The sequence below is a fragment of the Cellvibrio sp. pealriver genome, assembly GCF_001183545.1.
Taxonomy (GTDB): Bacteria; Pseudomonadota; Gammaproteobacteria; order Pseudomonadales; family Cellvibrionaceae; genus Cellvibrio.
On the sequence record NZ_KQ236688.1, the window covers coordinates 434,927 to 455,962 of the forward strand.

Consider the following 21,036-nt stretch of genomic DNA (forward strand, 5'->3'; position numbering starts at 1 on the left):
TTATTTGGGCTTGTCTGAATAGTGGACTTGCCCTTTATCGTCAGTCCATCGATAAATAGTGGTTGCCGGCTTTTTTTCTTCTTCGGTACCGCTTGTCGTTGTTGAAGGCGTATTTTCGTTTACATCCTGTATTTCATAACTACCCATACCATTTGCGGCGATAGTATTGTTATCGAAAATAATGGTGGCTAATTGGTTGAGTTTCGGGTTCGCCAGTAAAGGCAACTTGTTGTTTGAGTTCAGTTGCTGTTGAAACTCAGGGTCGTTGATGATTGCGATAACACGCGGGTCATGTTTAATCATCTGCGCACGCCTCCAAGCGGCCACCATTTTTTCTGCTGCCGCTTCTGAACCTTCATCGCTGGTGACATCAGACTGCGACAAGAGTGCCTGTACACTGGGATTGCTCATCATTTCTTTGAAGCCCGGGTCGCGCATAAGTGCGTGAGTATCGCCCGTGGTAAGAATGGATTGGATTTTCTCATCGGCAATGAGATTTTTCATTTGTCCATTATTGGCCACTTGCTGAACATGCGAGAGCATGGATTGTGGGTCTTGTACAAAGGCTTTGGTAATTTGTGTTGTGGTTTGGTCGTGCAGAGCCAAATCCACGGCAGTGGCCGCTGCCGAACCAATTAATTTCTTGGCACTGGCTTCAATAAACGAATCATTATGTTGGGCAAGATCCTGAATGCGCGGAACATTATTTGCCGCTGTTTGATTATTCATGTGTGGCGCTGCATCGGTAGCAGACGAATAGTCTGTATCGCCATCTAATTGCTGTACAGGGAGTACCTGTGCTTTGGGTGTGAGCACCAGCCCGAGAAGATAAACAGCTAATAAACCAACCAATGCCCCCATCAATACCCCGACACTGGCACCACCGATTTTAGAGCCCGCGTTGATGGCTTCGCTTTCGGGAATCAAACGTGCAATACCCCCTAATAACACACTTACCGCCAGACTGACGATTAAAAAAATACTGGCTCCGGCGATGAAATACACAATCAGTCCATCCAGCGCTGTGTGCTGTACCAGCAGCCCCGCAACAGGCTTGGTAAATACAATTGCCGCAGGGTAGGCCACTATCCAGCCCAAAATACGAGTGATAGATCCAATAAATCCTTTCCTGTAGCCGCGCCAGGTAAAAAAGGCGAGCAGGCCAAAAAAGACGATAGTGGTGATAGACATGTCCAGTTCCTTATTGGGTGTGCAGAAGCTAAAGAATGATTTATGCAGATTATTGTGCATTCTCACACTGACACGGTAGCGGAGAGCGCCAGATTCGTTAACCCGTTTCATGGGTGTTTTTTCGCTATTGGGTGAAGGCTGACTAATAAATGTTCTAAAGGCGTATTGAAATTATTTGACAGCGCTGTCATTAGAGCTTACATTATTAATCATTGATCACGCGTACTTTCCCGGAGTGCAGTCTGGGGAGCGCAAATGGTTAATGGTCTCTCACCGTCGATGTCTGGTTGATGCATCGACGTCTCCCTGCGCCTTCTGGATTCCAGAAGGCTTTTTTTTGCCTTCCGATCCTTGTGTGGTGCGCTTTTTACGGGCGATTAGCTTGTTGCTGGCTAGGTTATTTGATGCGTAGCTGGCATAATCGGCACCCCGATTTTTCCGGGTTTGCCTTAGTGAGCATCCAAGGCGAGCCCTGTGTGGCGGGCACTGTCAGTCAACTGGCGGCCCGCTTTTCCTGTCAGCTAGAGGATTACCATGAAGCCAGCAGTAAAACCCCGCAATCCCAACTTTTCGTCTGGTCCTTGCAGCAAGCGCCCCGGTTACAGTTTGGATCAATTAGATGTATCTACTTTGGGGCGCTCGCACCGTTCCACTATCGGTAAAGCGGCATTGCAACGCGCATGTGAAGATACTGCGGAGTTGCTTGGTTTGCCGGAGGGCTACCGTGTTGGTGTTGTTCCTGGCTCTGACACTGGCGCAGTAGAGATGGCCATGTGGTCGCTGCTCGGCCAACGCGGAGTGGATATTCTGCAATGGGAATCCTTCGGGAAAGGCTGGCTGAGCGATGCCACCAAAGAATTAAAGTTAACGGTAAATGCGCACGAAGCGGATTACGGTTTGCTACCTGATTTGTCTAAAGTGAATTTCGATAACGACGTTATCTTCACCTGGAACGGTACGACCTCGGGCGTGAAAGTGCCTAACGGTGACTGGATTCCTGCTGATCGCAAAGGTTTGACCATCTGTGATGCAACCTCTGCTGTATTTGCGATGGACATGCCTTGGGACAAACTCGACGTTGTTACCTACAGCTGGCAGAAAGTGTTGGGCGGTGAAGGTGCGCACGGCATGTTGATTTTGAGCCCGCGTGCTGTTGAGCGTTTGGAAACGTATAAGCCAAGCTGGCCAATGCCAAAACTGTTCCGCATGACCAGCGGCGGTAAATTGCAAGAAGGTATTTTTAAAGGCGATACCATTAATACACCTTCTATGTTGGCAGTGGCCGATTATCTGGATGCGCTGGATTGGGTGCGTGCAATCGGCGGCGTTAAAGAAACTATCGCCCGTTCCAATGCCAATTTGGATGTATTGAAAAAATTTGTCGCAGCGAATGATTGGATTGATTTCCTGGCGCAAACGCCGGAAACCCTGTCAAACACGTCTGTATGCTTCACCTTGAAAGCAACACCGGATCAGGTAAAAGCCATGATCAAGCTGCTCGATAAAGAAGGTGTTGCCTATGACATTGGTGCATACCGCGATGCACCACCGGGCTTGCGTATCTGGTGTGGTGCTACTGTTGATACCGCCGATCTTGAAGCAGTGCTGCCCTGGCTGACCTGGGCTTACAACGAAGCCACCGCTGCTTGATACATTGATATTGATCGAATCAGGCCGTGTTTTTACACGGCCTTTTTGTTCGCCGACTTGAGGAAGAGACCATGTTTAAAATAAAAACCTACAACGCTATTTCAGTAAAAGGCTTAAACCGTTTTCCGCGCGAAAAATACGAAGTCGCCAGCGATATTGGTGCACCGGATGCCTACATCCTGCGCAGCCACAAATTACACGGCGAGCCGCTGCCCGAATCCGTAAAAGCCGTTGCGCGTGCAGGTGCGGGTACCAACAATGTGCCAGTCGAGGAGTACACCAAAAAAGGTGTAGTGGTATTCAATTCTCCCGGTGCCAATGCGAACGCGGTGAAAGAATTGGTGCTTGCCGGTATGTTGCTCGGCTCACGTGGAATTGTGTCGGGTATGCAGTATGTGAATGGTTTGACACACATGACTGATGCCGACGAAATGTCTAAGTTGTTGGAAAAAGAAAAATCCAATTTTGCCGGTATGGAAATTCAGGGTAAAACCCTGGGTATCGTTGGTTTGGGTGCGATTGGTTCATTGATTGCCGATGCCGCACTTGCGTTAGGTATGAATGTTGTTGGTTTTGACCCGGCATTATCCGTTGAAGCGGCGTGGCGTTTGCCAAATCAGGTTGGTCGTATGGAGAACCTGCAATCGCTGCTGGCGCGTTCTGATTTCATCACCTTGCATGTACCAGCTATTCCGCAAACCAAACACCTTATCAATGCCGATACATTAAAAGTGTGTAAGAAAGGTGCAGTGCTGTTGAATTTTGCACGCGAAGCTATTGTGGATGCACACGCAGTCGTCGAAAGTCTGAATGCAGGGCACTTGGGTAAATACATTTGCGATTTCCCTGAGCCGATTTTGTTGAACCGCCCGGATGTATTGGCGATGCCGCACATAGGTGCGAGCACCGAAGAAGCGGAAGAGAACTGCGCGATCATGGCGGCAGATCAATTGGTAGATTATCTTGAAAATGGCAACATCAAAAATTCGGTCAATTTCCCGGCAGTGGCAATGGATCGCAATCAAGGCATAGGTTCACGCATTACTTTCTCGAATGAGAATGTGTCGGGTGTGTTGGGCCATGTGCTGTCTGTATTGGCCGACCACAAAGTCAACGTGATCGATATGGTTAACAAAAGCCGCGGTGATGTTGCTTACAATATTATCGATGTGGAGCAAGTAGCGTCACCCGCAGTGGTTGATGCGCTGACCAAAGTCGAGCACGTGATAGCGGTGCGGGTAATTTAATTTTTATTATCAAAATGATGGGGCAGAGTAGATGTACAAACTGGTCTTCTTTGTCCCTGAACCTCACCTTGAGCTGGTAAAAGCGGCAGTGTTTGCCGCTGGTGCCGGCCGTATCGGCAACTACGACCAATGCTGTTGGCAAGTCTGCGGACAAGGGCAATTTCGTCCCCTGGATGGTTCATCCCCACATATAGGGCAACTCAACACGCTGGAACGTCTACCTGAATATCGGGTTGAAATGGTCTGTGCTGACGACTACATTCAACAGGCAGTACTTGCATTGCGTGCGGCACATCCTTATGAAGAGCCTGCATTTGATGTGTGGCGTTTGGCCGATTTCCAAGTCCAGTCCAGTTAAGCCAAGTAGTTAAACCAAGTAGTTAAACCCAGACCAGTTAAATTCAGTTCAGTGGTGCAACGATAAGCCCGGTAGGTGCAATGATGTTTGATGTTCTTGCACAGAAGTTACATCCCACCCCCCAAGCTGCCATAGATATTCCCCAGGCGGCGGTGCTGATCCTGATTAGTCGAGGCGAAAGCCCATCTATCCTTTACACCAAGCGAGCCATGCATTTGCGTAATCACCCGGGAGAAGTCTGCTTTCCTGGCGGTATGTGGGAGCCCGGTGATCGGGATTTATCCGTCACCGCCCTGCGTGAGACTTGTGAAGAAATTGGCTTGCCCGCATCAGAAACCCGTTTGTTGGGTTGTCTTCCGCAGCTTCATACGCGCGCCGGTACACCGGTAACGCCATTTATCGCCAGTTTTGATCACTCATTCGCGCTGAGTCCATGTGAAGCAGAGTTGGACAGTATTTTTATGGTTCCGCTGGCAGATTTTCGTCGTGGTATCCAAGTCAGGATGGATAGGTTTGAGCGGCATGGTAGAGTATTTGAAGCGCCGGCTTATCATTATCAAGGGTATGAGATTTGGGGATTTACAGCCGCCGTCACTGCGCAATTGCTGCATTTGCTAGCAGGTCTTGATAGCTAGGCATCGCAGATTGTGCTTGATGCACCAAACTTTCCGTTCTCGAATGGCTGAAAAATGCAACTATTTGACATAACGCTTATATCTGCCAAGATGGCAAACATAACAAGATAACTCGCCAAAGCGACAAACTGCACAATTTGTTGCTTTTATATTACTCACATCTCAATGGCTGTTGCCGGGTGATTAAGGATGAATACTTATAAAACCCCGTTGCGCGATATTGATTTCACCCTGTTTGAATTATTCGATTATTCCCATCACTGCCGGGCTATAGGCCAGGGTTCTCTCGACCAAGGCCTAGTCAATGCACTGTTTGACGAAGCGGCCAGATTTGCCGAAGAGGTCATCGCTCCCTTGAGGGCTGTCGGCGATGAGATAGGTTGCGAGATGAACGGCGGTGTTGTTAACACTCCGCCGGGCTTCAAAGAAGCCTATGCGGATTATTGTTCAGCTGGCTGGCCAAGTTTATCGCGGGCGTTGGCCTATGGTGGTCAGGGGCTACCGCAATCATTGGGGGTGATCCTCAGCGAGATTATGGGCACGCCTAACTGGGCGTGGGGAATGTATGCCGGTCTTTCCCAGGGGGCCATGCATACCATCGAAACCCATGGTACTGATGAACAAAAACAGCGCTACTTGCCGTCATTAATTTCCGGCCGCTGGACAGGAACCATGTGTTTGACAGAAGCTCATGCGGGCAGTGATTTAGGTTTGTTGCGCACGCGCGCAGTACCTCAGCAGGATGGTAGCTACCGCATTACGGGCACCAAGATTTTTATCTCATCCGGCGATCATGATCTCACCGACAATATCATCCATATTGTCCTCGCCAGACTTCCGGATGCACCGACGGGAACCAGAGGCATCTCTTTATTTATTGTCCCCAAAATGCTGACATCTGATGATGGTTCGGTCACGGAGAGCAATGCCGTCAGTTGTGGTGCGCTTGAAGCCAAAATGGGCATTCACGGCAATGCGACCTGCTTATTGAATTTTGATGGCGCGCAAGGCTGGTTGTTGGGAGAGGTGAACAAAGGCCTCAACCATATGTTCACTTTCATGAATTTGGCGCGTATTGGCTCGGGCTTGCAGGGGCTCGCCCATGCGGAGCTTGGATACCAAGTCGCTCGTCGCTATGCCCGCGAACGCTTGCAAATGCGCTCCCTGAGTGGCGTCAAGAACCCGCAAGCGGAGGCAGATCCAATCATTGTTCATCCTGATGTGCGCCGTATGTTGTTTACCCAGAAATCCTTGGTGGAAGGGCTGCGTATGCTGGGGTATTTTGCCAGTATCACGATGGATCTCAGCCAGCATGCCGCCAGTGCTGAGGAGCGGCAAAAAGCGGCCGATCTTTTAGGGTTGCTGACTCCCATCGTGAAAGCATTCAGTACCGAAGCAGGGTTTGAGTCAGCTAACCTTGCCCTCCAATGTTTGGGGGGGCATGGGTATATCCGTGAGTGGGGGCTTGAACAAAACCTGCGTGATTGCCGTATTGCAACACTTTATGAAGGAACTACGGGCATTCAGGCATTGGATTTACTGGCGCGTAAAATTTTGGGCGGCGGGCAAGGCATTGAAACACTGACTGATGAGATTAATCGCCTCTGTCTCTCGTGTAATGGCGATGATCAATTGGCTGCACATGCGGAACAATTAGCTACACTCAGCTTAGAGTGGCAAACAATAAATCAAATGATAGGTGCGCGTGCACAGGTGAATCCGGATGAGATAGGTGCTGCTGCGGTAGATTATCTAATGTATTCGGGCTATCTTGTGCTGGCATTTTTGTGGCTCAAAGCGGAGCGCGTAGCCGTACAGCAATTAACAGAGCCTGTGGCTGATGCAGGGTTTTATCACGCAAAAGTAGCAACGGCTCATTTTTATTTCGCGCGCATCTTGCCGCGCACACTCAGTTTGGTGAAGGCGATAGAGTCAGGTGCAGGTAATCTAATGACTCTTGCTGGCGATAATTTTTAATATTGCACAATAACAATAGTGGAGACTTTTCAATGTCACTGAATTACAACAGAACTCTTACTGATGTGTTTTCGGAATCCTGTAAAAAATTCGCTGACAAGAGTGCATTTACTTGCATGGATCACACATTGACTTACGCTGAGTTGGATCAGTTGTCTGCGCGTTTTGCGGCTTATCTTCAACAATTCACCCAATTGAAACCCGGTGACCGGATTGCGGTGCAGCTGCCCAACATTTTGCAATATCCCGTTGTGGTATTCGGCGCGTTACGTGCGGGTATGGTGGTGGTAAATACCAATCCACTTTACACCCCTCACGAAATAAAACATCAGCTCAATGACTCGGGTGCAAAAGCATTAGTGGTATTGGCAAATATCGCCAAAAATGCGGCGGCCATTATCGCTGAAACAGGTGTTGAACAAGTCATAGTGACAGAACTTGCAGACTTACATAAACCATTCAAACGCATGCTGGTCAATTTTGTAGTCAAGCATGTTAAAAAAATGGTTCCTCCTTTTTATTTTCCTAAACAAATTGCGTTCAATAAAGCGCTGGCATTAGCTACCGGGCCTGCAAAAACAGTCAGCCAGTCACCTGATGATATTGCCGTTTTACAGTATACCGGCGGCACTACCGGCGTTGCGAAGGGAGCAATGCTTACGCATCGCAATCTTGTGGCCAATATGGCCCAATTAAATGAGCGGATGAAAAATGTATTCCGCCCATCGCAAGAGCTTTATGTTGCTCCGCTACCGCTGTATCACATTTACTCATTTACGATTCATTGCACCTCTGCTGTTGCGTTGGGCAATCATAGTCTGTTGATTCCTAATCCGCGTGATATTCCCGCTTTCGTCAAAACCCTTAAGGGAAAACCATTTACGTTTTTTGTTGGTTTGAATACGTTATTTAATGCGCTGTTACGCAATAGTGATTTTCGGCAATTGGATTTCAGTCATTTGCGGCTCACCTGTTCTGGTGGCATGGCGCTAACTGCAGAGACAACCAAAAACTGGACTGAGTTGACCAAAGCACCTATCAGCGAAGGTTATGGTTTGACGGAAACATCGCCAGTAGTTTCCAATAATCCACTTGAGAGTGTGCAATACGGAACAGTAGGTTTACCGTTGATTGATACTGAGTGCAAAGTGGTTGACGATGCAGGCACCAGTTTGCCAGCGGGCGAATCGGGTGAGTTATGTGTGCGTGGCCCGCAAGTGATGAAAGGTTATTGGCAGCGTCCTGAAGCAACTGCAGAGGTAATGGATGCGGAGGGCTGGTTTAAAACCGGTGATATTGCACAGTTGCAGCCCGACGGCTACATCAAAATTGTTGACCGTAAAAAAGACATGATCAACGTCAGCGGATTTAAGGTGTTTCCTAATGAAGTTGAAGATGCATTAAGCGCTCACCCGGATATTGTAGAAGTTGCGGTAATCGGTGTTCCTGATGGTGAAGGTAGTGAAACGGTAAAAGCTTTTATCGTCACCGCCAATGAAAACTTAAGCGTCGATGATGTGCGTAAGTTTGCCAAAGGAACACTGACTGCTTACAAAGTGCCTCATCTCATAGAGTTCCGTAAAGAGTTACCGAAAACAAATGTCGGTAAAATTTTGCGCCGTGAATTGCGCGATCAGGAAATAGCAAAAACCAAACAACAATAACCAAACAACAATAACGTACGCAATCTGCCGTTAACTAATAGGAAAATAGTATGGAAATTCTCTTGGGGATTGTTACCAGTCCTGCATTTTGGATTGCAGTGGTGTTGCTTTATACCTTAAAAAAAGGCATTCACTTTGTACCCCAGAACAGAGGCTATGTTATTTATCGTTTTGGTAAGTACACCAAAACCTTAAGTTCAGGATTAAATTTTATCGTGCCGTTTGTTGAGTCTGTCGAGGCGGATCGCAACTTAAAAGAGCAGACATTATTAATTCCCCAACAGTCGGCAATTACCAAAGATAACATTGCCATCATGATCGATGGTGTGTTGTTTATTAAAGTGATTGATGCGGCCGCCGCAACCAACAATATCACCGATTACAAACTCGCTTGCACACAACTAGCAATGACCTCTATGCGTAATGCAATCGGCTCAATGGAATTGGATGACTGTTTCCAGAATCGCTCAGCAATCAACGCAAAAATTCAGGACGCTATGCAATCGGCAACCCAGCCTTGGGGTTTGATTGTATTGCGTTTTGAGTTGTTGGAAATTGCTATTCCACCGTCAATTAAAGAAGACATGGAAAAACAAATGACGGCAGAACGTCAAAAACGCTCTGCAATTCTGACCGCGGAAGGTGAAAAAATTGCGGCCATCACCACCGCAGAAGGTCAAAAGCAAGCGCGTGTACTGGATGCAGAAGCTGCAAAGGCAGAGCAAGTTCTTGCCGCAGAGGCGAGCAAAGAAGCACAAATTCTTGAAGCGGCAGGCAAAGCGGAAGCCATTCGTTTAGTGGCTATTGCAGAAGCAGAAGCCTTGACCACAATTGGGAAATCCGCGGCTACAGAAGAAGGGCAAAAAGCCGTTATGTTAAACCTCGCACAGGGTGCTATTGCCGCACACAAAGCGATTGCACATGAGAGTACTGTGGTGTTATCGGATGGGAAAACCAGTGAAAACATTGTAAGTACTGTTGCACAGGCAATGGCAGTGTCTTCTGCGGTCAACCTCACGCACGCACCGCGCGCGTGAAGGTGAGGGGATTAATATGAGTGGGTTGGTTGATTACTTTATTCAAAATCAGGATTTTCTTCTTTATTCGATTGCCGGTGTCTGTCTTGTGCTGGAGTTAGGTGTACTCGGTATGAGTGGACCTTTATTATTTCTCGCACTTGGCTGTTTTTTAACAGGAGTATTGGTTTCGCTGGGTGCGATCACCGGTTGGGAGTTACAAGTGCTCAGCGTTGGATTGCTCTCTGCAATAGCAGCTGTGCTGTTATGGAAACCATTAAAAAAATTCCAGAATGCAGGCTCAGGTCGCGATACGAGTAGCGACATGATCGGAAAAATTTTGCCCGTAACCCACTCTATTACGCGTGATCAGGGAAGTGTCAGTTATTCAGGTATTGATTGGGCGGCACGCCTGGATGCTGGGTACACTCAAACCATCGATCCCGGTCAGCGCGCTTGTGTTGTTGCTGTTGATGGTTCGTTATTGTTAGTCAAACCAGAATAATGTTTATTCGCTGTTTGGAACGCTTGCCGCATTTATGAAAACAGCTCTTATCTTATCCGGTGGTGGTGCGCGCGCCGCTTATCAGGTGGGCGTACTTCAGGCGCTTGCAGAAATATTGCCTGACGATTGTGAAAATCCATTTCCGATTATTTGTGGAACTTCTGCCGGTGCCATCAATGCCTTGGCGATTGCTGCGCACAATGGCAATTTTAAATCAGCCGCCAATGCCCTCGCACACATGTGGAAAAATCTGGATATAGGCCAGGTGTATTTGCATGGTTGGAGCGATATATTCAAAGGTTTGGCGTACGTAGGTTTGTCGTTATTCAATGAAGGTATTGGTCGCCGTCGGCCTTTATCATTGCTGGATAATGGGCCTTTATGGAATTTGTTAGGGTCTAAAATCCGCTTTGAAAATATCCAGCCAACAATCGACAGTGGAAAATTACTGGCAGTGAGTGTATCGGCGATGGGATATACATCGGGGCATTCAGTTAGTTTTTTTCAGGGGCATCCTGATTTGCACGGGTGGTCGCGCTACAGACGCAGCGGAGTGGCAACCCAATTGCGTTTGGAGCATTTGCTTGCATCATCGGCCATTCCCACTATTTTTCCTGCTGTGCGGATTAACCGTGAATATTTTGGCGATGGCGCGTTGCGTCAACTTGCCCCCTTGAGTTCGGCACTACATCTTGGTGCAGAATCTTTATTTGTTGTTGGCGTGAGTGGTAACCGTAGTTCTGCAAAAGCGAATCGCCGGGTGCCTCATCGCCATTCTCCATCTATGGGGCAAATCGTCGGGCATTTATTTAATAGTGCGTTTGTGGATGCGCTTGAAGGTGATCTGGAGCATATGCAGCGTATGAATGATCTATTGAAATTGATCCCTGATGAAACGCTGAAAGAAAATGGTATTTATTTGCGCCCTGTGAACAACATGACGATTTCACCCAGTTTGCCTATCGATGGAATCGCAGGGCGTAATGTTCGTTACCTGCCCAAAAGCTTGCGCTTTTTCTTGCGGGCTATTGGTGCAACAGCAAAAGGTGGCGGTGCAACCGCCGCCAGTTATTTATTGTTTTCCAACGAATTTATTTGTGAGCTGATTGAGCTGGGTAGGCAAGATACTTTGGCAGAGGCTGAGAACATACTGACTTTTTTTGCACCGGAATCGACTTGTGCAAAAGAATCGTCTTGCGCAAAAGAAGCGACATAAACCGCAATAAAAAACGCCGCTGTTTTTATCGCAGCGGCGTTGCTTGAACGATCATTTGGCTGTTTCGCGTTCGATAACGCTTAAGCCCTGCGGCGAAATAGCGGCAGCGGTTGGTCAACAGATGCTTGATAGTACTCCTGAAAATCAGTAAGTGATTTCACAGCTTCTTCCAGGTTCGCATCCGGATTTGCAAACGCAAAGGCGTTCACACCACAGCGGCGCAAGTAGCATAATTGGTCGCGGATAAAATTACCCACTGCACGCAATTCACCGGTAAAACCATAGCGCTCACGTAACAAGCGTGCAGTAGAAAATGCGCGGCCATCCATAAACAGCGGAAAGTTCACTCCGATCACCGCAAAACGGTTGGCATCATTACCAATCAATTCTGCGCCTTCGTCGCTATCCAACCACACGCCGATATCAGTACGGTTTTGCAATTGTTCTTTTTGCGCATTCCATACAGATGCAGGAACGATTACTTGCCCTGCAGGTACTTCTACTGCTGCGGCATCGCCTTCTGCTTTGGCAAGCAATGTCCAGGTGTTTTCGACGATAGAGCCGTCTTTAATTAGCTTTGGCATAAACTTTCTCCTTGAAGGGAGCTGCGCCTATACGGCGATAGGTATCGATAAATAATTCTTCATCGGTGCGGTTAGCAACGTAAACATCCACGATTTTCTGAATCACAGAGGGCATGTCATCAGCGCCGAAGGATGGACCGAGTACATCACCGAGCGAGGCATCGTTGCTCGCATTACCGCCTAATTGCACTTGATAGAATTCTTTACCGGATTTATCCACACCTAAAATACCGATGTGGCCTACATGGTGATGGCCGCAGGCATTCATACAACCGGAAATGTTCAGGTCGATATCACCCAGATCGTAAACATAATCCAAGTCTTCAAATTGGCGCTGGATGGCTTCTGCAATCGGGATGGATTTTGCATTGGCCAGCGAGCAGAAATCGCCGCCGGGGCAGCAAATAATATCGGTAATGGTGCCGATATTGGGTGTCGCAAAACCTGCAGCTTTACACGCTTGCCAGAGTGCAAACAGCTCGGTTTTTTTCACATCAGCCAACACAATATTTTGTTCGTGTGTGGTGCGTGCTTCACCAAAACTGAATTGGTCAGCAAGGTCGGCAATCACTTCCAATTGGCTATCGGTAATGTCACCGGGTGCAACACCGGTTGGCTTGAGCGATAAGGTTACTGCTGCGTAACCCGGAATTTTGTGCTCACGCACATTGCGTTGTAGCCATTTACTGAAGGCAACGCTATCGGCTGCCTGGGCATCCACAGTCGCTTGTGCAGCAGCATTATCGATGGTTTCGTAAGCGGGGGCAGTGAAGAAACTTTTCGCGCGCTCAATTTCTGCTTGCGTCAGTTTGTTATTGCCGTCTTTCAAATGTTGCCATTCGTCTTCCACTTTTTGGGCGAACACTTCTGGCGTTAAGGCACGCACCAAAATTTTGATACGCGCTTTGTATTTGTTATCGCGGCGACCATACAGGTTGTACACGCGCAAAATCGCTTCCAGATAAGACAGCAAATCGGCTTCGGGCAAATAATCGCGTATGGCTACACCAATCACCGGCGTACGGCCCAAACCGCCACCCACATACACTTTAAAGCCGACCTCGCCTTTATCGTTCAATACCAACTGCAAGCCAATATCATGCACTTGCACCGCAGCGCGATCTTGCTTTGAGCCGGTTACTGCGATTTTGAATTTACGCGGCAGGAAGGCGAATTCCGGGTGGAAGCTTGACCATTGGCGAATAATTTCGCAGTAGGGGCGCGGGTCGATGATTTCATCAGGAGCGACACCGGCAAACTGATCCGAAGTGGTATTGCGAATGCAGTTACCGCTGGATTGGGTGCCGTGCATACCGACATCAGCCAGTTCCGACAAAATATCGGGCACTTCAGTTAAGTCTGGCCAGTTGTATTGAATGTTCTGGCGAGTACTGACATGGCAGTAGCCCTTGTCGTAATGACGGGCAATATGAGCCAATTTACGCAGTTGTTTGGAGTTAACCATGCCGTAAGGCACGTTAATCCGCAGCATGGGAGCCAAACGTTGGACGTAAAGGCCGTTCTGCAAACGCAGAGGAAGAAATTGTTCCGGCGGCAGCTCTCCTGCAAGAAAGCGTTCCGTTTGTCCACGGAATTGGGCGATGCGCTGGCGCAATATGCTGTTGTCGTACTCGTCGTAGATATACATTAAGTTAGATACCTATCATGTAATAAAAACATTTAATAAAAAAACATCGGGTAAAAAGCCACCACGGAATGGCTCTGTAGGCTAAAAATAAGGCGCGCAGGATACAGGAAAAGCCCCGTTCCGGCGAGTTTTGCGGCGGCAAAATAGCAGTAGGTAGTGCCGATGTGAACGATCCTTTCAGACTAAGATTGTTCCTTTAGGTTATGACGCGCAAGGATATTGTCGTTCTACTGGTATCATGCTGCTATTCATTTTTTGTCTATCTATTATCTATTTCATTTATGCAAGCAGACATTGACCAGCTGTTCATCCTTCCCCCCTGCGAAGGGCAGATTGCAGTATTGCAAGAAGAGCAGGATTTTCTGCTGATTAATAAGCCCACACGCCTGCTCAGCGTACCGGGGCGGCACCCGCAAAATCGCGATTCGGTCATCAGCCGGTTGGAGGTGGACTACCCGGGGGTGAGCATTGTCCATCGTCTGGATTTTGATACCTCGGGCGTAATGGTGATTCCGCGCAACAAGCGGGCGTTGTCTGATATCAGCAAGCAATTCCAGGCGCGCAGTGTCAGCAAGCATTACACCGCGGTAGTGGCGGGGTTGATGGCGCAAGATAAAGGGGTAATTGATTTGCCAATCGCCGCAGGCGAGGGGCCGAAATACAAAATTTGCCAGCAAACCGGCAAACCATCATTAACGGAATACCAGGTACTCGCGCGCGATGAAAAGGCCCAGACAACACGCGTGTTCCTGCATCCTATTACCGGGCGCTCACATCAATTGCGCCTGCACTTGCAGGCGGTAGGGCACCCGATCCTTGGCTGCGAGTTTTACGCCGGGGAGTTTGCCAAGGCGGCGAGCCGGTTATTACTGCATGCGACGGATTTGTCGTTCACCCATCCCGTTACTGGTGAGCCAGTATTTATATCCAGCCAGCCGGAGTTTTAATCCACCGTCGGCATTTTCAGTGCAGATAGCCAAAGGGTGAAAACGACAATTTCACTTTCCATCAACTTTTGTTAACCCCGAGTAAAGGTTACTGTCTTTCTTTTGGACAACGTTGTCCTTTGTGTAAAACTGTTGTTTAACGCAACCATCACGCGTTCTTACAATAATCACAGAGAGCTAACCATAAATCACAGAGGGTTAAGTATGAAAACCAGTAATACAAGAAGAAAGATAGGGGTATTGGTCAGCACGGTAACGCTGGGGCTTGGGTTGGGCGCTTGCAGTAAAGATCCGCAACCGGAAGCGCAAGTAAGCGCTCCTGCAGTGTCATCAACTGCGGCAAGTGTGACGGCATCCAGCGCAGAGGCAGCAGTGACGGAGGTCTTTTTCGACGACTTCAATTATCAAACCATCGATGCCTTTTACGGTAATGGCTGGAAAGCCCGCACAGAAACTGGCCATCCGGGAATCAAAGGTGCGGCTTGGTCAGCTGAAGGCTTGTCATTCCACAGCGATATTCCCGATACCCAAAATGGCGCGGTGCGCATGAGTTCTGTGACTAACGGCACTGGCGAAAAAACCCGTCACACGCAATTCTGCCATGCACGTAAATATCGCGAAGGCACCTATGCGGCGCGGGTATTTTTCCGCGATGAGCCAAGCTATGGCCCCGATGGTGATGAAGTCATCCAAACCTTCTACACCATCAGTCCGTTAAAAGCGCCAATGGATAAAAATTACAGCGAAGCTGATTTTGAATACTTGCCCAACGGTGGCTGGGGTGAAAATGTGAATCCGGCGATGTGGACTACCACTTGGGATACATTCCAATTGGAGCCTTGGACCAAAGTAAATGAATTTAGTCGCAAAGAAGGCAGTTACGCCGGTTGGCGCACATTGGTGCTAACCGTGGCTGATAACAAAGTGACTTACTATGTGGATGGTGAGTTATTTTCCGAGCACACCAGCGCGGTGTATCCGGAAGATTTTATGTCGATCAACTTCAATTTATGGTTTATGCCCAAGGGCGCAGACGGTTCATTAGGCCCAGTGGATTCACCGGAAATGCGTGAATATCAGGAGGATATTGACTGGGTATTCTTCCAAAAAGACGTAGCGCTGAGCACTGCCGATGTTGAAGCAAAAATCAGTGAGTTGCGTGGTAAGCAAGTAACCTATATAGACCATGTACAAGAACAAAATCCAGCTTTGCCTTCACCCTGCGGGCTCTAATAACTGCTGTGGAATCGGACAGGGACTTGTCCGATTAGCGATAGACAAGCGCTTGTCATTTTGCCTTGAAGCTTTAAGATACGGCACTTCACTCAACATGTGCCCGGTACTTTGCAATCACGCATCTGTCGCAGGGTAACGGCTTACACAGGGAATAAATGCAACAGCTACCGATTGATGAGCGCGCGTTTTATCGTGGAGTGCTCACGCTGCTTTTGCTGACGGCGTTTATCGCGTCAGCCACAAGTGTCTTACACTACCTCGAGCCAGAACCGGAATTGATGGATTTAGTGGTGCCGCCTGTTGCGGCACTTATCAATATAGGGCTCGTGATTTGGCTGCGCTATCGCCCTAGAAGTATTTTGTCTGTCATCTATTCGGCGGTGAGTGTCGGTATTGTCGCGCTTTCATTGCCCGCGTGGCATTACAGCTTGCGCGCATTCAATTCCCCTAATGTTTTGCTCATCGATATATTCCCCCCTATATCTTCCCTGATTATTGTTTTGATTGTGCTGGTGATGATCATGTTGCCACCGCGCAGGGCATTTCTACTTATGCTACTGGCGTGGGGATTGAATGCCATTCCGATATTAAGCTATCTACTTTCGCATCAAGACGAGCTCTGGACACCGCGCGGTCAGGAAATGTTTATGAGTTACGGTTTGGTGATTTTGCTGTTATTGGTTTTATTGCCATTTCAGCAACGCGCCCGCTTGCAAATAGAACGGTTGCAAAATGATAACTCGCACATGCATAGCTTGGTCGAGCGCGATGCATTAACGCAGCAATATAATCGTTGGGGTGGACAGCAACTGCTTGATGATTTTATGCGCAGTGAAAGCCGCGGTAGCATCATCATGTTGGATATAGACCACTTCAAGTTAATCAACGACACCCATGGGCATTTGATTGGCGATAGCGTATTGAAACAATTTGCTGCGCGCGTCAGTGGCGCATTGCGTAGCGATGGTCATTTAATTCGCTGGGGTGGGGAGGAGTTTCTGGTCTTGATTCGCGGTATTGAGGCGCGCGATGCCTATACCGTTGCGGAGCGTCTGCGTTCGGCCATCAATGGCGATGTGTTTCCACCTGCGGGTAAAATTACAGCATCAGCTGGTGTGAGCTCACGCAGAGACGGCGACACCTTGGAGGTGTTACTTGCTCGTGTTGATAAGGCACTGTACGAAGCGAAATTAAATGGCCGCGACCAAGTGGTCTATCAATAAATGTGTGAATGCATCCTGCAGGATGCATTCACAGTTTCACGTTAATGTTGTGACGCTTCCGCAGCACCAATACCGGTTTGCGAGCGAACAAATTGCGCATCAAATGCGGCTTGTTCACTTGCAGCAGTTGCAGATTTATCGGTGATAGAGAAAAACCAGATGCCGATAAAGGCGATGCTCACCGAAAAGATTGCGGGATATTTGTAAGGGAATATCGCCTCGGTAAATCCAAATGCATCTACCCACACGGTTGGGCCGAGTACAACTAACACAACGGCGGTAAATAATCCCAAACCGCCGCCAATCACTGCACCGCGTGTGGTGAGTTTGCGCCAATACATGCTGAGCAACAAAATAGGGAAGTTAGCACTGGCAGCAACGCAGAAGGCAAGGCCAACCATGAAGGCGACATTTTGTTTTTCAAACACAATGCCAAGCAACACCGCAATCACGCCCAAACAAATAGTGGCGATACGCGATGCACGGATTTCTTTTTTCTCATCGCGCTCGCCTTTTAATACCAGCGTTGCATAAAGGTCATGGGAGATTGCGCTTGAACCTGCCAGCGTTAAACCCGATACCACCGCAAGAATAGTCGCAAACGCCACGGCGGAAATAAAGCCGAGCAATACATCGCCCCCCAGCGCTTGCGATAAATGAATAGCGGCCATGTTGGCACCACCGATCAAAGCACCATCAGTAAAATAGGCGGGGTTTTTGAGCAATAAAATAATCGCACCAAAACCGATAATAAATGTGAGGATGTAGAAGTAACCGATAAATCCGGTTGCATAGAACACTGAGCGGCGCGCTTGTACGGCATCTTTCACAGTGAAGAAGCGCATCAAAATATGCGGCAAACCAGCGGTGCCGAACATTAAGGCGATGCCGAGGGAGATAGCAGAAATAGGATCGCTGACCAGCGTGCCGGGTGCCATGATGGCATTGGCTTTTGAGTGGACTTTTACCGCTTCAGCGAATAAATTTTCAAAACTGAAACCGAATTGATACATCACCAAAAACGCCATGAGTGATGCGCCGGACAATAATAAAATGGCTTTGATTAATTGCACCCAAGTGGTTGCAATCATACCGCCGAAGGTAACGTACAGTGTCATCAGCACGCCGACGATAATAACGGCAACTTCGTAAGGCAAACCAAACAGCAATTCAATCAGTTTTCCTGCGCCCACCATTTGCGCGATCAAATAAAAAATCACGGTGACGAGCGAGCCGCTTGCCGCGAGTATGCGAATGGGTTTTTGTTGCAAACGGAAAGAGGCAACATCGGCAAAGGTATATTTGCCTAAATTGCGCAAGGGTTCGGCGATCAATACCAACACAATTGGCCAACCGACTAAAAATCCGATCGCGTAAATCAAACCATCAAAACCGGATGTATACACCAAACCGGCAATGCCGAGAAAAGACGCAGCAGACATATAATCGCCTGCAATCGCCAACCCATTTTGAAAGCCGGTAATACCGCCACCAGCGGCGTAAAAATCGCTGGCGGTTTTTGTGCGGCGCGCAGCCCAGTAAGTAATACCCAGCGTCACGGCGACAAACGCCAAAAACATTAGAACAGCGGTGACGTTAACGCTGCTTGAGCCAGTCGCTTGCGCCCATGCGCAAGTCGTCATTGCCGAAAGAATCAGTGCGAGAGGGGCGTTGTATTTCACGAAGCGCCTCCTGCTTTTTTTACGATGGCTTGTGTAAGCGGTTCCAACACGCGGTTTGCGTAATACACATAGATGCCTGTGATTAACAAACAAAACACAATGACCCCTAAACCCAGCACCATGCCGATAGAGGTAACACCGTCACCAATCGGTTGGCCTAGTGTAGTGGGATGGAAGGCGATGGTCAGGATAAGTGCGAAGTACGCGATGATCGTAGCCAATGATAAAGGCCACATAATTTTTTTGCGGGCGCGGGTAAGCGCTGCGTATTCCGGCAATTGCCGGATAGTCTCAGTCTGCATGTCAGGTTCCCCTTGTTATTGTTAATGTGCGGGGGTGATTAAATGCTTAAGGTGTAGGCATGGTCAAGTAAATAATGGTCAATTGAAGTTGGGGTGTGGATATTAAATCCACCCCTTTTGGCGGGCGATACGCGCGGCATCCACGCGGTTGACCGCATGGAGTTTTGCAATCGCCTCCGAGAGATAATTTCGCACAGTGCCTTCTGACAAACACAAAACAGTGGCAATTTCTGCCGTAGTTTTTCCTTCCGCCGCCAGGCGCAGTGCGCGCCGTTCTTTATCGTTGAGCGGATCACTTTCACCTAACGCCATCATCGCCAGTTCACCATCAATCACACGCTTGCCATCCATGACTTTGTAAATGGCCTGAATCAATTGTTCCGATGGTGCATCTTTCAATAAAAAACCTGCAACGCCCATATCAATAGCGCGACGGATATAACCTGCACGGCCAAAGGTGGTAATGATGATCGTTTTGGTCGGCAATTTTTGCTGCAGTACCCATTGCGCCAGTTCAAGGCCGGAGCGGCCGGGCATTTCAATATCAGTGAGTAAAATATCGTAGCTGTGTTGCTTCATCAGCAACCACGCGCGGTCGCCATCTTCCGCTTGGGTGATTTCAAAACCATTTTCCATGCTGAGCAATGCAGCCAATGCTCCGCGCACCATGGATTGATCTTCTGCTAATAATATTTTCATGGTGTTATGACCCTTGCTGTTGCAGCTCATTGCGCGGTAACGAGATGATAAATTCACAACCTTTGTTAACCGATGATTGCAAGTCGCCCATCAGCGCATACAGGCGTTCTTGTATGCCTTGTAATCCGTTGCCGGGAACCAGCGTTTTCACTTCGCCGTTGTCGCGCATGCTGACTAAAATTTTATCGCCCTGTTGGCTGAATTCGATCTGGCAATGGTTGCCATTGCTGTGGCGCAACACATTAGTGGTCAGTTCTGTCAGGGCTAAAATAAGTGCTGTTTCTGCACGCGGAGTCAGCTGGGGAATATCACCTTGTAAATCCACTAAAAAACCTTTTTGCCGCAGTTTTTCGCACAGCTCCATTACCTCACCGGAAAGCCCACGGTGTTTATAACCGGATACTGTCTGGCGCACGAGGCTCAAACTATTGCGCGCAATTTGGTGCAATTCAGATAAATGTTGCTGTACCTGTTCGTGCTTTTCTTGCGATAAAAGTTTTTCAGCCAATTCCGCTTTCAGGGCGATGCTTGAGAGTGTGTGCCCAAGAATATCGTGCAGGTCGCGCGCAATACGCTCGCGCTCGGCAATCACCGCAAGCTGTTCAATTTCCTGATAACTTTTTTGTTGGCTGATGCGAGCTTCCAAGCGCAATTTTTCAACATAGCCGATGATCCCGATAGTAATGAGACCGGAGAGTGCAGGAAATGCGAAATAGGGCAGCGGGTACTTAAAATAAAAGTGCATTCCTATAATCATGAATGTCAGGAAGGCGGTAACTGCTAACCAAATTTTAGTGCGGTACGAGAATCCAACCAGAAATCCGACGTAAGAGAAAAAGGTGCCTGAACCCGGAGTGTAAGGTGTGATCGCCAGCGCGAGCAGCGAAATGCCAAGTATGGGTTTCCACACCTGTTGGGCGTTTAGTGTAATGGCCCATAAATACAGCGAAACAAATAAAAGATACGCACCGACCAACAGGGTTTTGCCGAACGGTGTCATCGGCATGTAATACACAGGAAAAAAATACCAGAGACTAAAGACCAGCCAAACCCAGGATTTAGCTGAATAAATAGAACCTGCGCAATGTTCAGGATGGTTGGCCATAAGGGATCCGTGCAGATGCTGTGTAACAGAAAACAGAATATTACCAGTTTGGTTCGGGAATAGCGGTTCTGCCAGCAGGAAAGTCACCAGTGTGCGGTGACAATTGTCAGCGCCATACCGTCACTCCGGCAGGGCGCTTTTGATATGCAGT

At 48.4% G+C, this 21,036-nt stretch carries 19 protein-coding genes; 12 read left to right on the forward strand and 7 right to left on the reverse strand.

The genetic code is table 11. The features are described 5' to 3' along the window. On the reverse strand, positions 1-1,191 hold the full coding sequence (locus VC28_RS01780) for a CvpA family protein (RefSeq protein ID WP_049629146.1): 1,191 nt from the start codon (positions 1,189-1,191) through the stop codon (positions 1-3). A 534-nt stretch (positions 1,192-1,725) separates the two neighbouring features. Between VC28_RS01780 and VC28_RS01785 the strand changes: the two genes are divergently transcribed. The 9 genes from VC28_RS01785 to VC28_RS01825 all read left to right on the forward strand — a co-directional run bounded on the left by VC28_RS01785 (position 1,726) and on the right by VC28_RS01825 (position 11,459). Next, entirely contained in the window at positions 1,726-2,841 is a 1,116-nt protein-coding gene (locus VC28_RS01785) for a phosphoserine transaminase (RefSeq protein WP_049629147.1), read from the forward strand. Between the two features lie 71 nt (positions 2,842-2,912). After that, positions 2,913-4,088 (forward strand): phosphoglycerate dehydrogenase, encoded by a 1,176-nt coding sequence (locus tag VC28_RS01790; protein WP_049629148.1) that lies wholly within the window; start codon positions 2,913-2,915, stop codon positions 4,086-4,088. A gap of 31 nt (positions 4,089-4,119) precedes the next feature. Then, positions 4,120-4,446 (forward strand): YqfO family protein, encoded by a 327-nt coding sequence (locus VC28_RS01795; protein WP_049629149.1) that lies wholly within the window; start codon positions 4,120-4,122, stop codon positions 4,444-4,446. An 80-nt stretch (positions 4,447-4,526) separates the two neighbouring features. Next, positions 4,527-5,081, forward strand: coding sequence for an NUDIX hydrolase (locus VC28_RS01800; RefSeq protein ID WP_049629150.1), 555 nt, complete (start codon positions 4,527-4,529; stop codon positions 5,079-5,081). A gap of 189 nt (positions 5,082-5,270) precedes the next feature. Then, on the forward strand, positions 5,271-7,058 hold the full coding sequence (locus tag VC28_RS01805; RefSeq protein ID WP_049629151.1) for an acyl-CoA dehydrogenase C-terminal domain-containing protein: 1,788 nt from the start codon (positions 5,271-5,273) through the stop codon (positions 7,056-7,058). A 32-nt stretch (positions 7,059-7,090) separates the two neighbouring features. Continuing rightward, on the forward strand, positions 7,091-8,722 hold the full coding sequence (locus VC28_RS01810) for an AMP-binding protein (RefSeq protein WP_049629152.1): 1,632 nt from the start codon (positions 7,091-7,093) through the stop codon (positions 8,720-8,722). A 50-nt stretch (positions 8,723-8,772) separates the two neighbouring features. Continuing rightward, positions 8,773-9,759 carry an SPFH domain-containing protein gene (locus VC28_RS01815; protein WP_049629153.1) on the forward strand — a complete coding sequence of 329 codons (987 nt, stop codon included), beginning with the start codon at positions 8,773-8,775 and terminating at the stop codon, positions 9,757-9,759. 16 nt (positions 9,760-9,775) lie between these two features. Then, on the forward strand, positions 9,776-10,243 hold the full coding sequence (locus VC28_RS01820) for an NfeD family protein (RefSeq protein WP_049629154.1): 468 nt from the start codon (positions 9,776-9,778) through the stop codon (positions 10,241-10,243). Between the two features lie 34 nt (positions 10,244-10,277). Continuing rightward, positions 10,278-11,459: a patatin-like phospholipase family protein gene (locus VC28_RS01825; protein WP_049629155.1), complete on the forward strand. Its 1,182-nt coding sequence runs from the start codon at positions 10,278-10,280 to the stop codon at positions 11,457-11,459. Between the two features lie 80 nt (positions 11,460-11,539). Here VC28_RS01825 and VC28_RS01830 read toward each other — a convergent pair whose 3' ends face one another. Both VC28_RS01830 and VC28_RS01835 read right to left on the reverse strand, forming a co-directional pair. Next, entirely contained in the window at positions 11,540-12,043 is a 504-nt protein-coding gene (locus VC28_RS01830; RefSeq protein ID WP_049629156.1) for a DUF934 domain-containing protein, read from the reverse strand. Further along, complete coding sequence (locus tag VC28_RS01835) at positions 12,027-13,691, reverse strand: nitrite/sulfite reductase (protein WP_049629157.1); 1,665 nt, start codon at positions 13,689-13,691, stop codon at positions 12,027-12,029. The genes VC28_RS01830 and VC28_RS01835 overlap by 17 nt, the downstream gene beginning before the upstream one ends. A gap of 281 nt (positions 13,692-13,972) precedes the next feature. On the opposite strand from VC28_RS01835, the gene VC28_RS01840 reads away from it, so the two are divergent. The 3 genes from VC28_RS01840 to VC28_RS01850 all read left to right on the forward strand — a co-directional run bounded on the left by VC28_RS01840 (position 13,973) and on the right by VC28_RS01850 (position 17,097). Next, positions 13,973-14,638 carry a pseudouridine synthase gene (locus VC28_RS01840; protein ID WP_049632087.1) on the forward strand — a complete coding sequence of 222 codons (666 nt, stop codon included), beginning with the start codon at positions 13,973-13,975 and terminating at the stop codon, positions 14,636-14,638. 204 nt (positions 14,639-14,842) lie between these two features. Next, entirely contained in the window at positions 14,843-15,871 is a 1,029-nt protein-coding gene (locus VC28_RS01845) for a glycoside hydrolase family 16 protein (RefSeq protein WP_231591620.1), read from the forward strand. 158 nt (positions 15,872-16,029) lie between these two features. Continuing rightward, positions 16,030-17,097, forward strand: a complete 1,068-nt coding sequence (locus VC28_RS01850) for a GGDEF domain-containing protein (RefSeq protein WP_049629158.1) — start codon at positions 16,030-16,032, stop codon at positions 17,095-17,097. Positions 17,098-17,138: 41 nt separating this feature from the next. Here the strand turns inward: VC28_RS01850 and VC28_RS01855 are convergent, their stop codons facing one another. The 4 genes from VC28_RS01855 to VC28_RS01870 all read right to left on the reverse strand — a co-directional run bounded on the left by VC28_RS01855 (position 17,139) and on the right by VC28_RS01870 (position 20,885). After that, positions 17,139-18,779, reverse strand: coding sequence for a cation acetate symporter (locus VC28_RS01855; protein ID WP_156184263.1), 1,641 nt, complete (start codon positions 18,777-18,779; stop codon positions 17,139-17,141). Continuing rightward, positions 18,776-19,081 carry a DUF485 domain-containing protein gene (locus tag VC28_RS01860; protein ID WP_082191361.1) on the reverse strand — a complete coding sequence of 102 codons (306 nt, stop codon included), beginning with the start codon at positions 19,079-19,081 and terminating at the stop codon, positions 18,776-18,778. The genes VC28_RS01855 and VC28_RS01860 overlap by 4 nt, the downstream gene beginning before the upstream one ends. Positions 19,082-19,183: 102 nt before the next feature. Beyond that, on the reverse strand, positions 19,184-19,780 hold the full coding sequence (locus VC28_RS01865; protein WP_049629159.1) for a response regulator transcription factor: 597 nt from the start codon (positions 19,778-19,780) through the stop codon (positions 19,184-19,186). A 4-nt stretch (positions 19,781-19,784) separates the two neighbouring features. After that, complete coding sequence (locus VC28_RS01870; RefSeq protein WP_082191362.1) at positions 19,785-20,885, reverse strand: sensor histidine kinase; 1,101 nt, start codon at positions 20,883-20,885, stop codon at positions 19,785-19,787. Positions 20,886-21,036 lie beyond the last annotated feature (151 nt).

Bases quoted from the DNA above. Each gene is read 5' to 3' on its own strand.
- VC28_RS01780 (WP_049629146.1), bottom strand. From the start codon at position 1,191: ATGTCTATCACCACTATCGTCTTTTTTGGCCTGCTCGCCTTTTTTACC.
- VC28_RS01785 (WP_049629147.1), top strand. From the start codon at position 1,726: ATGAAGCCAGCAGTAAAACCCCGCAATCCCAACTTTTCGTCTGGTCCT.
- VC28_RS01790 (WP_049629148.1), top strand. From the start codon at position 2,913: ATGTTTAAAATAAAAACCTACAACGCTATTTCAGTAAAAGGCTTAAAC.
- VC28_RS01795 (WP_049629149.1), top strand. From the start codon at position 4,120: ATGTACAAACTGGTCTTCTTTGTCCCTGAACCTCACCTTGAGCTGGTA.
- VC28_RS01800 (WP_049629150.1), top strand. From the start codon at position 4,527: ATGATGTTTGATGTTCTTGCACAGAAGTTACATCCCACCCCCCAAGCT.
- VC28_RS01805 (WP_049629151.1), top strand. From the start codon at position 5,271: ATGAATACTTATAAAACCCCGTTGCGCGATATTGATTTCACCCTGTTT.
- VC28_RS01810 (WP_049629152.1), top strand. From the start codon at position 7,091: ATGTCACTGAATTACAACAGAACTCTTACTGATGTGTTTTCGGAATCC.
- VC28_RS01815 (WP_049629153.1), top strand. From the start codon at position 8,773: ATGGAAATTCTCTTGGGGATTGTTACCAGTCCTGCATTTTGGATTGCA.
- VC28_RS01820 (WP_049629154.1), top strand. From the start codon at position 9,776: ATGAGTGGGTTGGTTGATTACTTTATTCAAAATCAGGATTTTCTTCTT.
- VC28_RS01825 (WP_049629155.1), top strand. From the start codon at position 10,278: ATGAAAACAGCTCTTATCTTATCCGGTGGTGGTGCGCGCGCCGCTTAT.
- VC28_RS01830 (WP_049629156.1), bottom strand. From the start codon at position 12,043: ATGCCAAAGCTAATTAAAGACGGCTCTATCGTCGAAAACACCTGGACA.
- VC28_RS01835 (WP_049629157.1), bottom strand. From the start codon at position 13,691: ATGTATATCTACGACGAGTACGACAACAGCATATTGCGCCAGCGCATC.
- VC28_RS01840 (WP_049632087.1), top strand. From the start codon at position 13,973: ATGCAAGCAGACATTGACCAGCTGTTCATCCTTCCCCCCTGCGAAGGG.
- VC28_RS01845 (WP_231591620.1), top strand. From the start codon at position 14,843: ATGAAAACCAGTAATACAAGAAGAAAGATAGGGGTATTGGTCAGCACG.
- VC28_RS01850 (WP_049629158.1), top strand. From the start codon at position 16,030: ATGCAACAGCTACCGATTGATGAGCGCGCGTTTTATCGTGGAGTGCTC.
- VC28_RS01860 (WP_082191361.1), bottom strand. From the start codon at position 19,081: ATGCAGACTGAGACTATCCGGCAATTGCCGGAATACGCAGCGCTTACC.
- VC28_RS01865 (WP_049629159.1), bottom strand. From the start codon at position 19,780: ATGAAAATATTATTAGCAGAAGATCAATCCATGGTGCGCGGAGCATTG.
- VC28_RS01870 (WP_082191362.1), bottom strand. From the start codon at position 20,885: ATGGCCAACCATCCTGAACATTGCGCAGGTTCTATTTATTCAGCTAAA.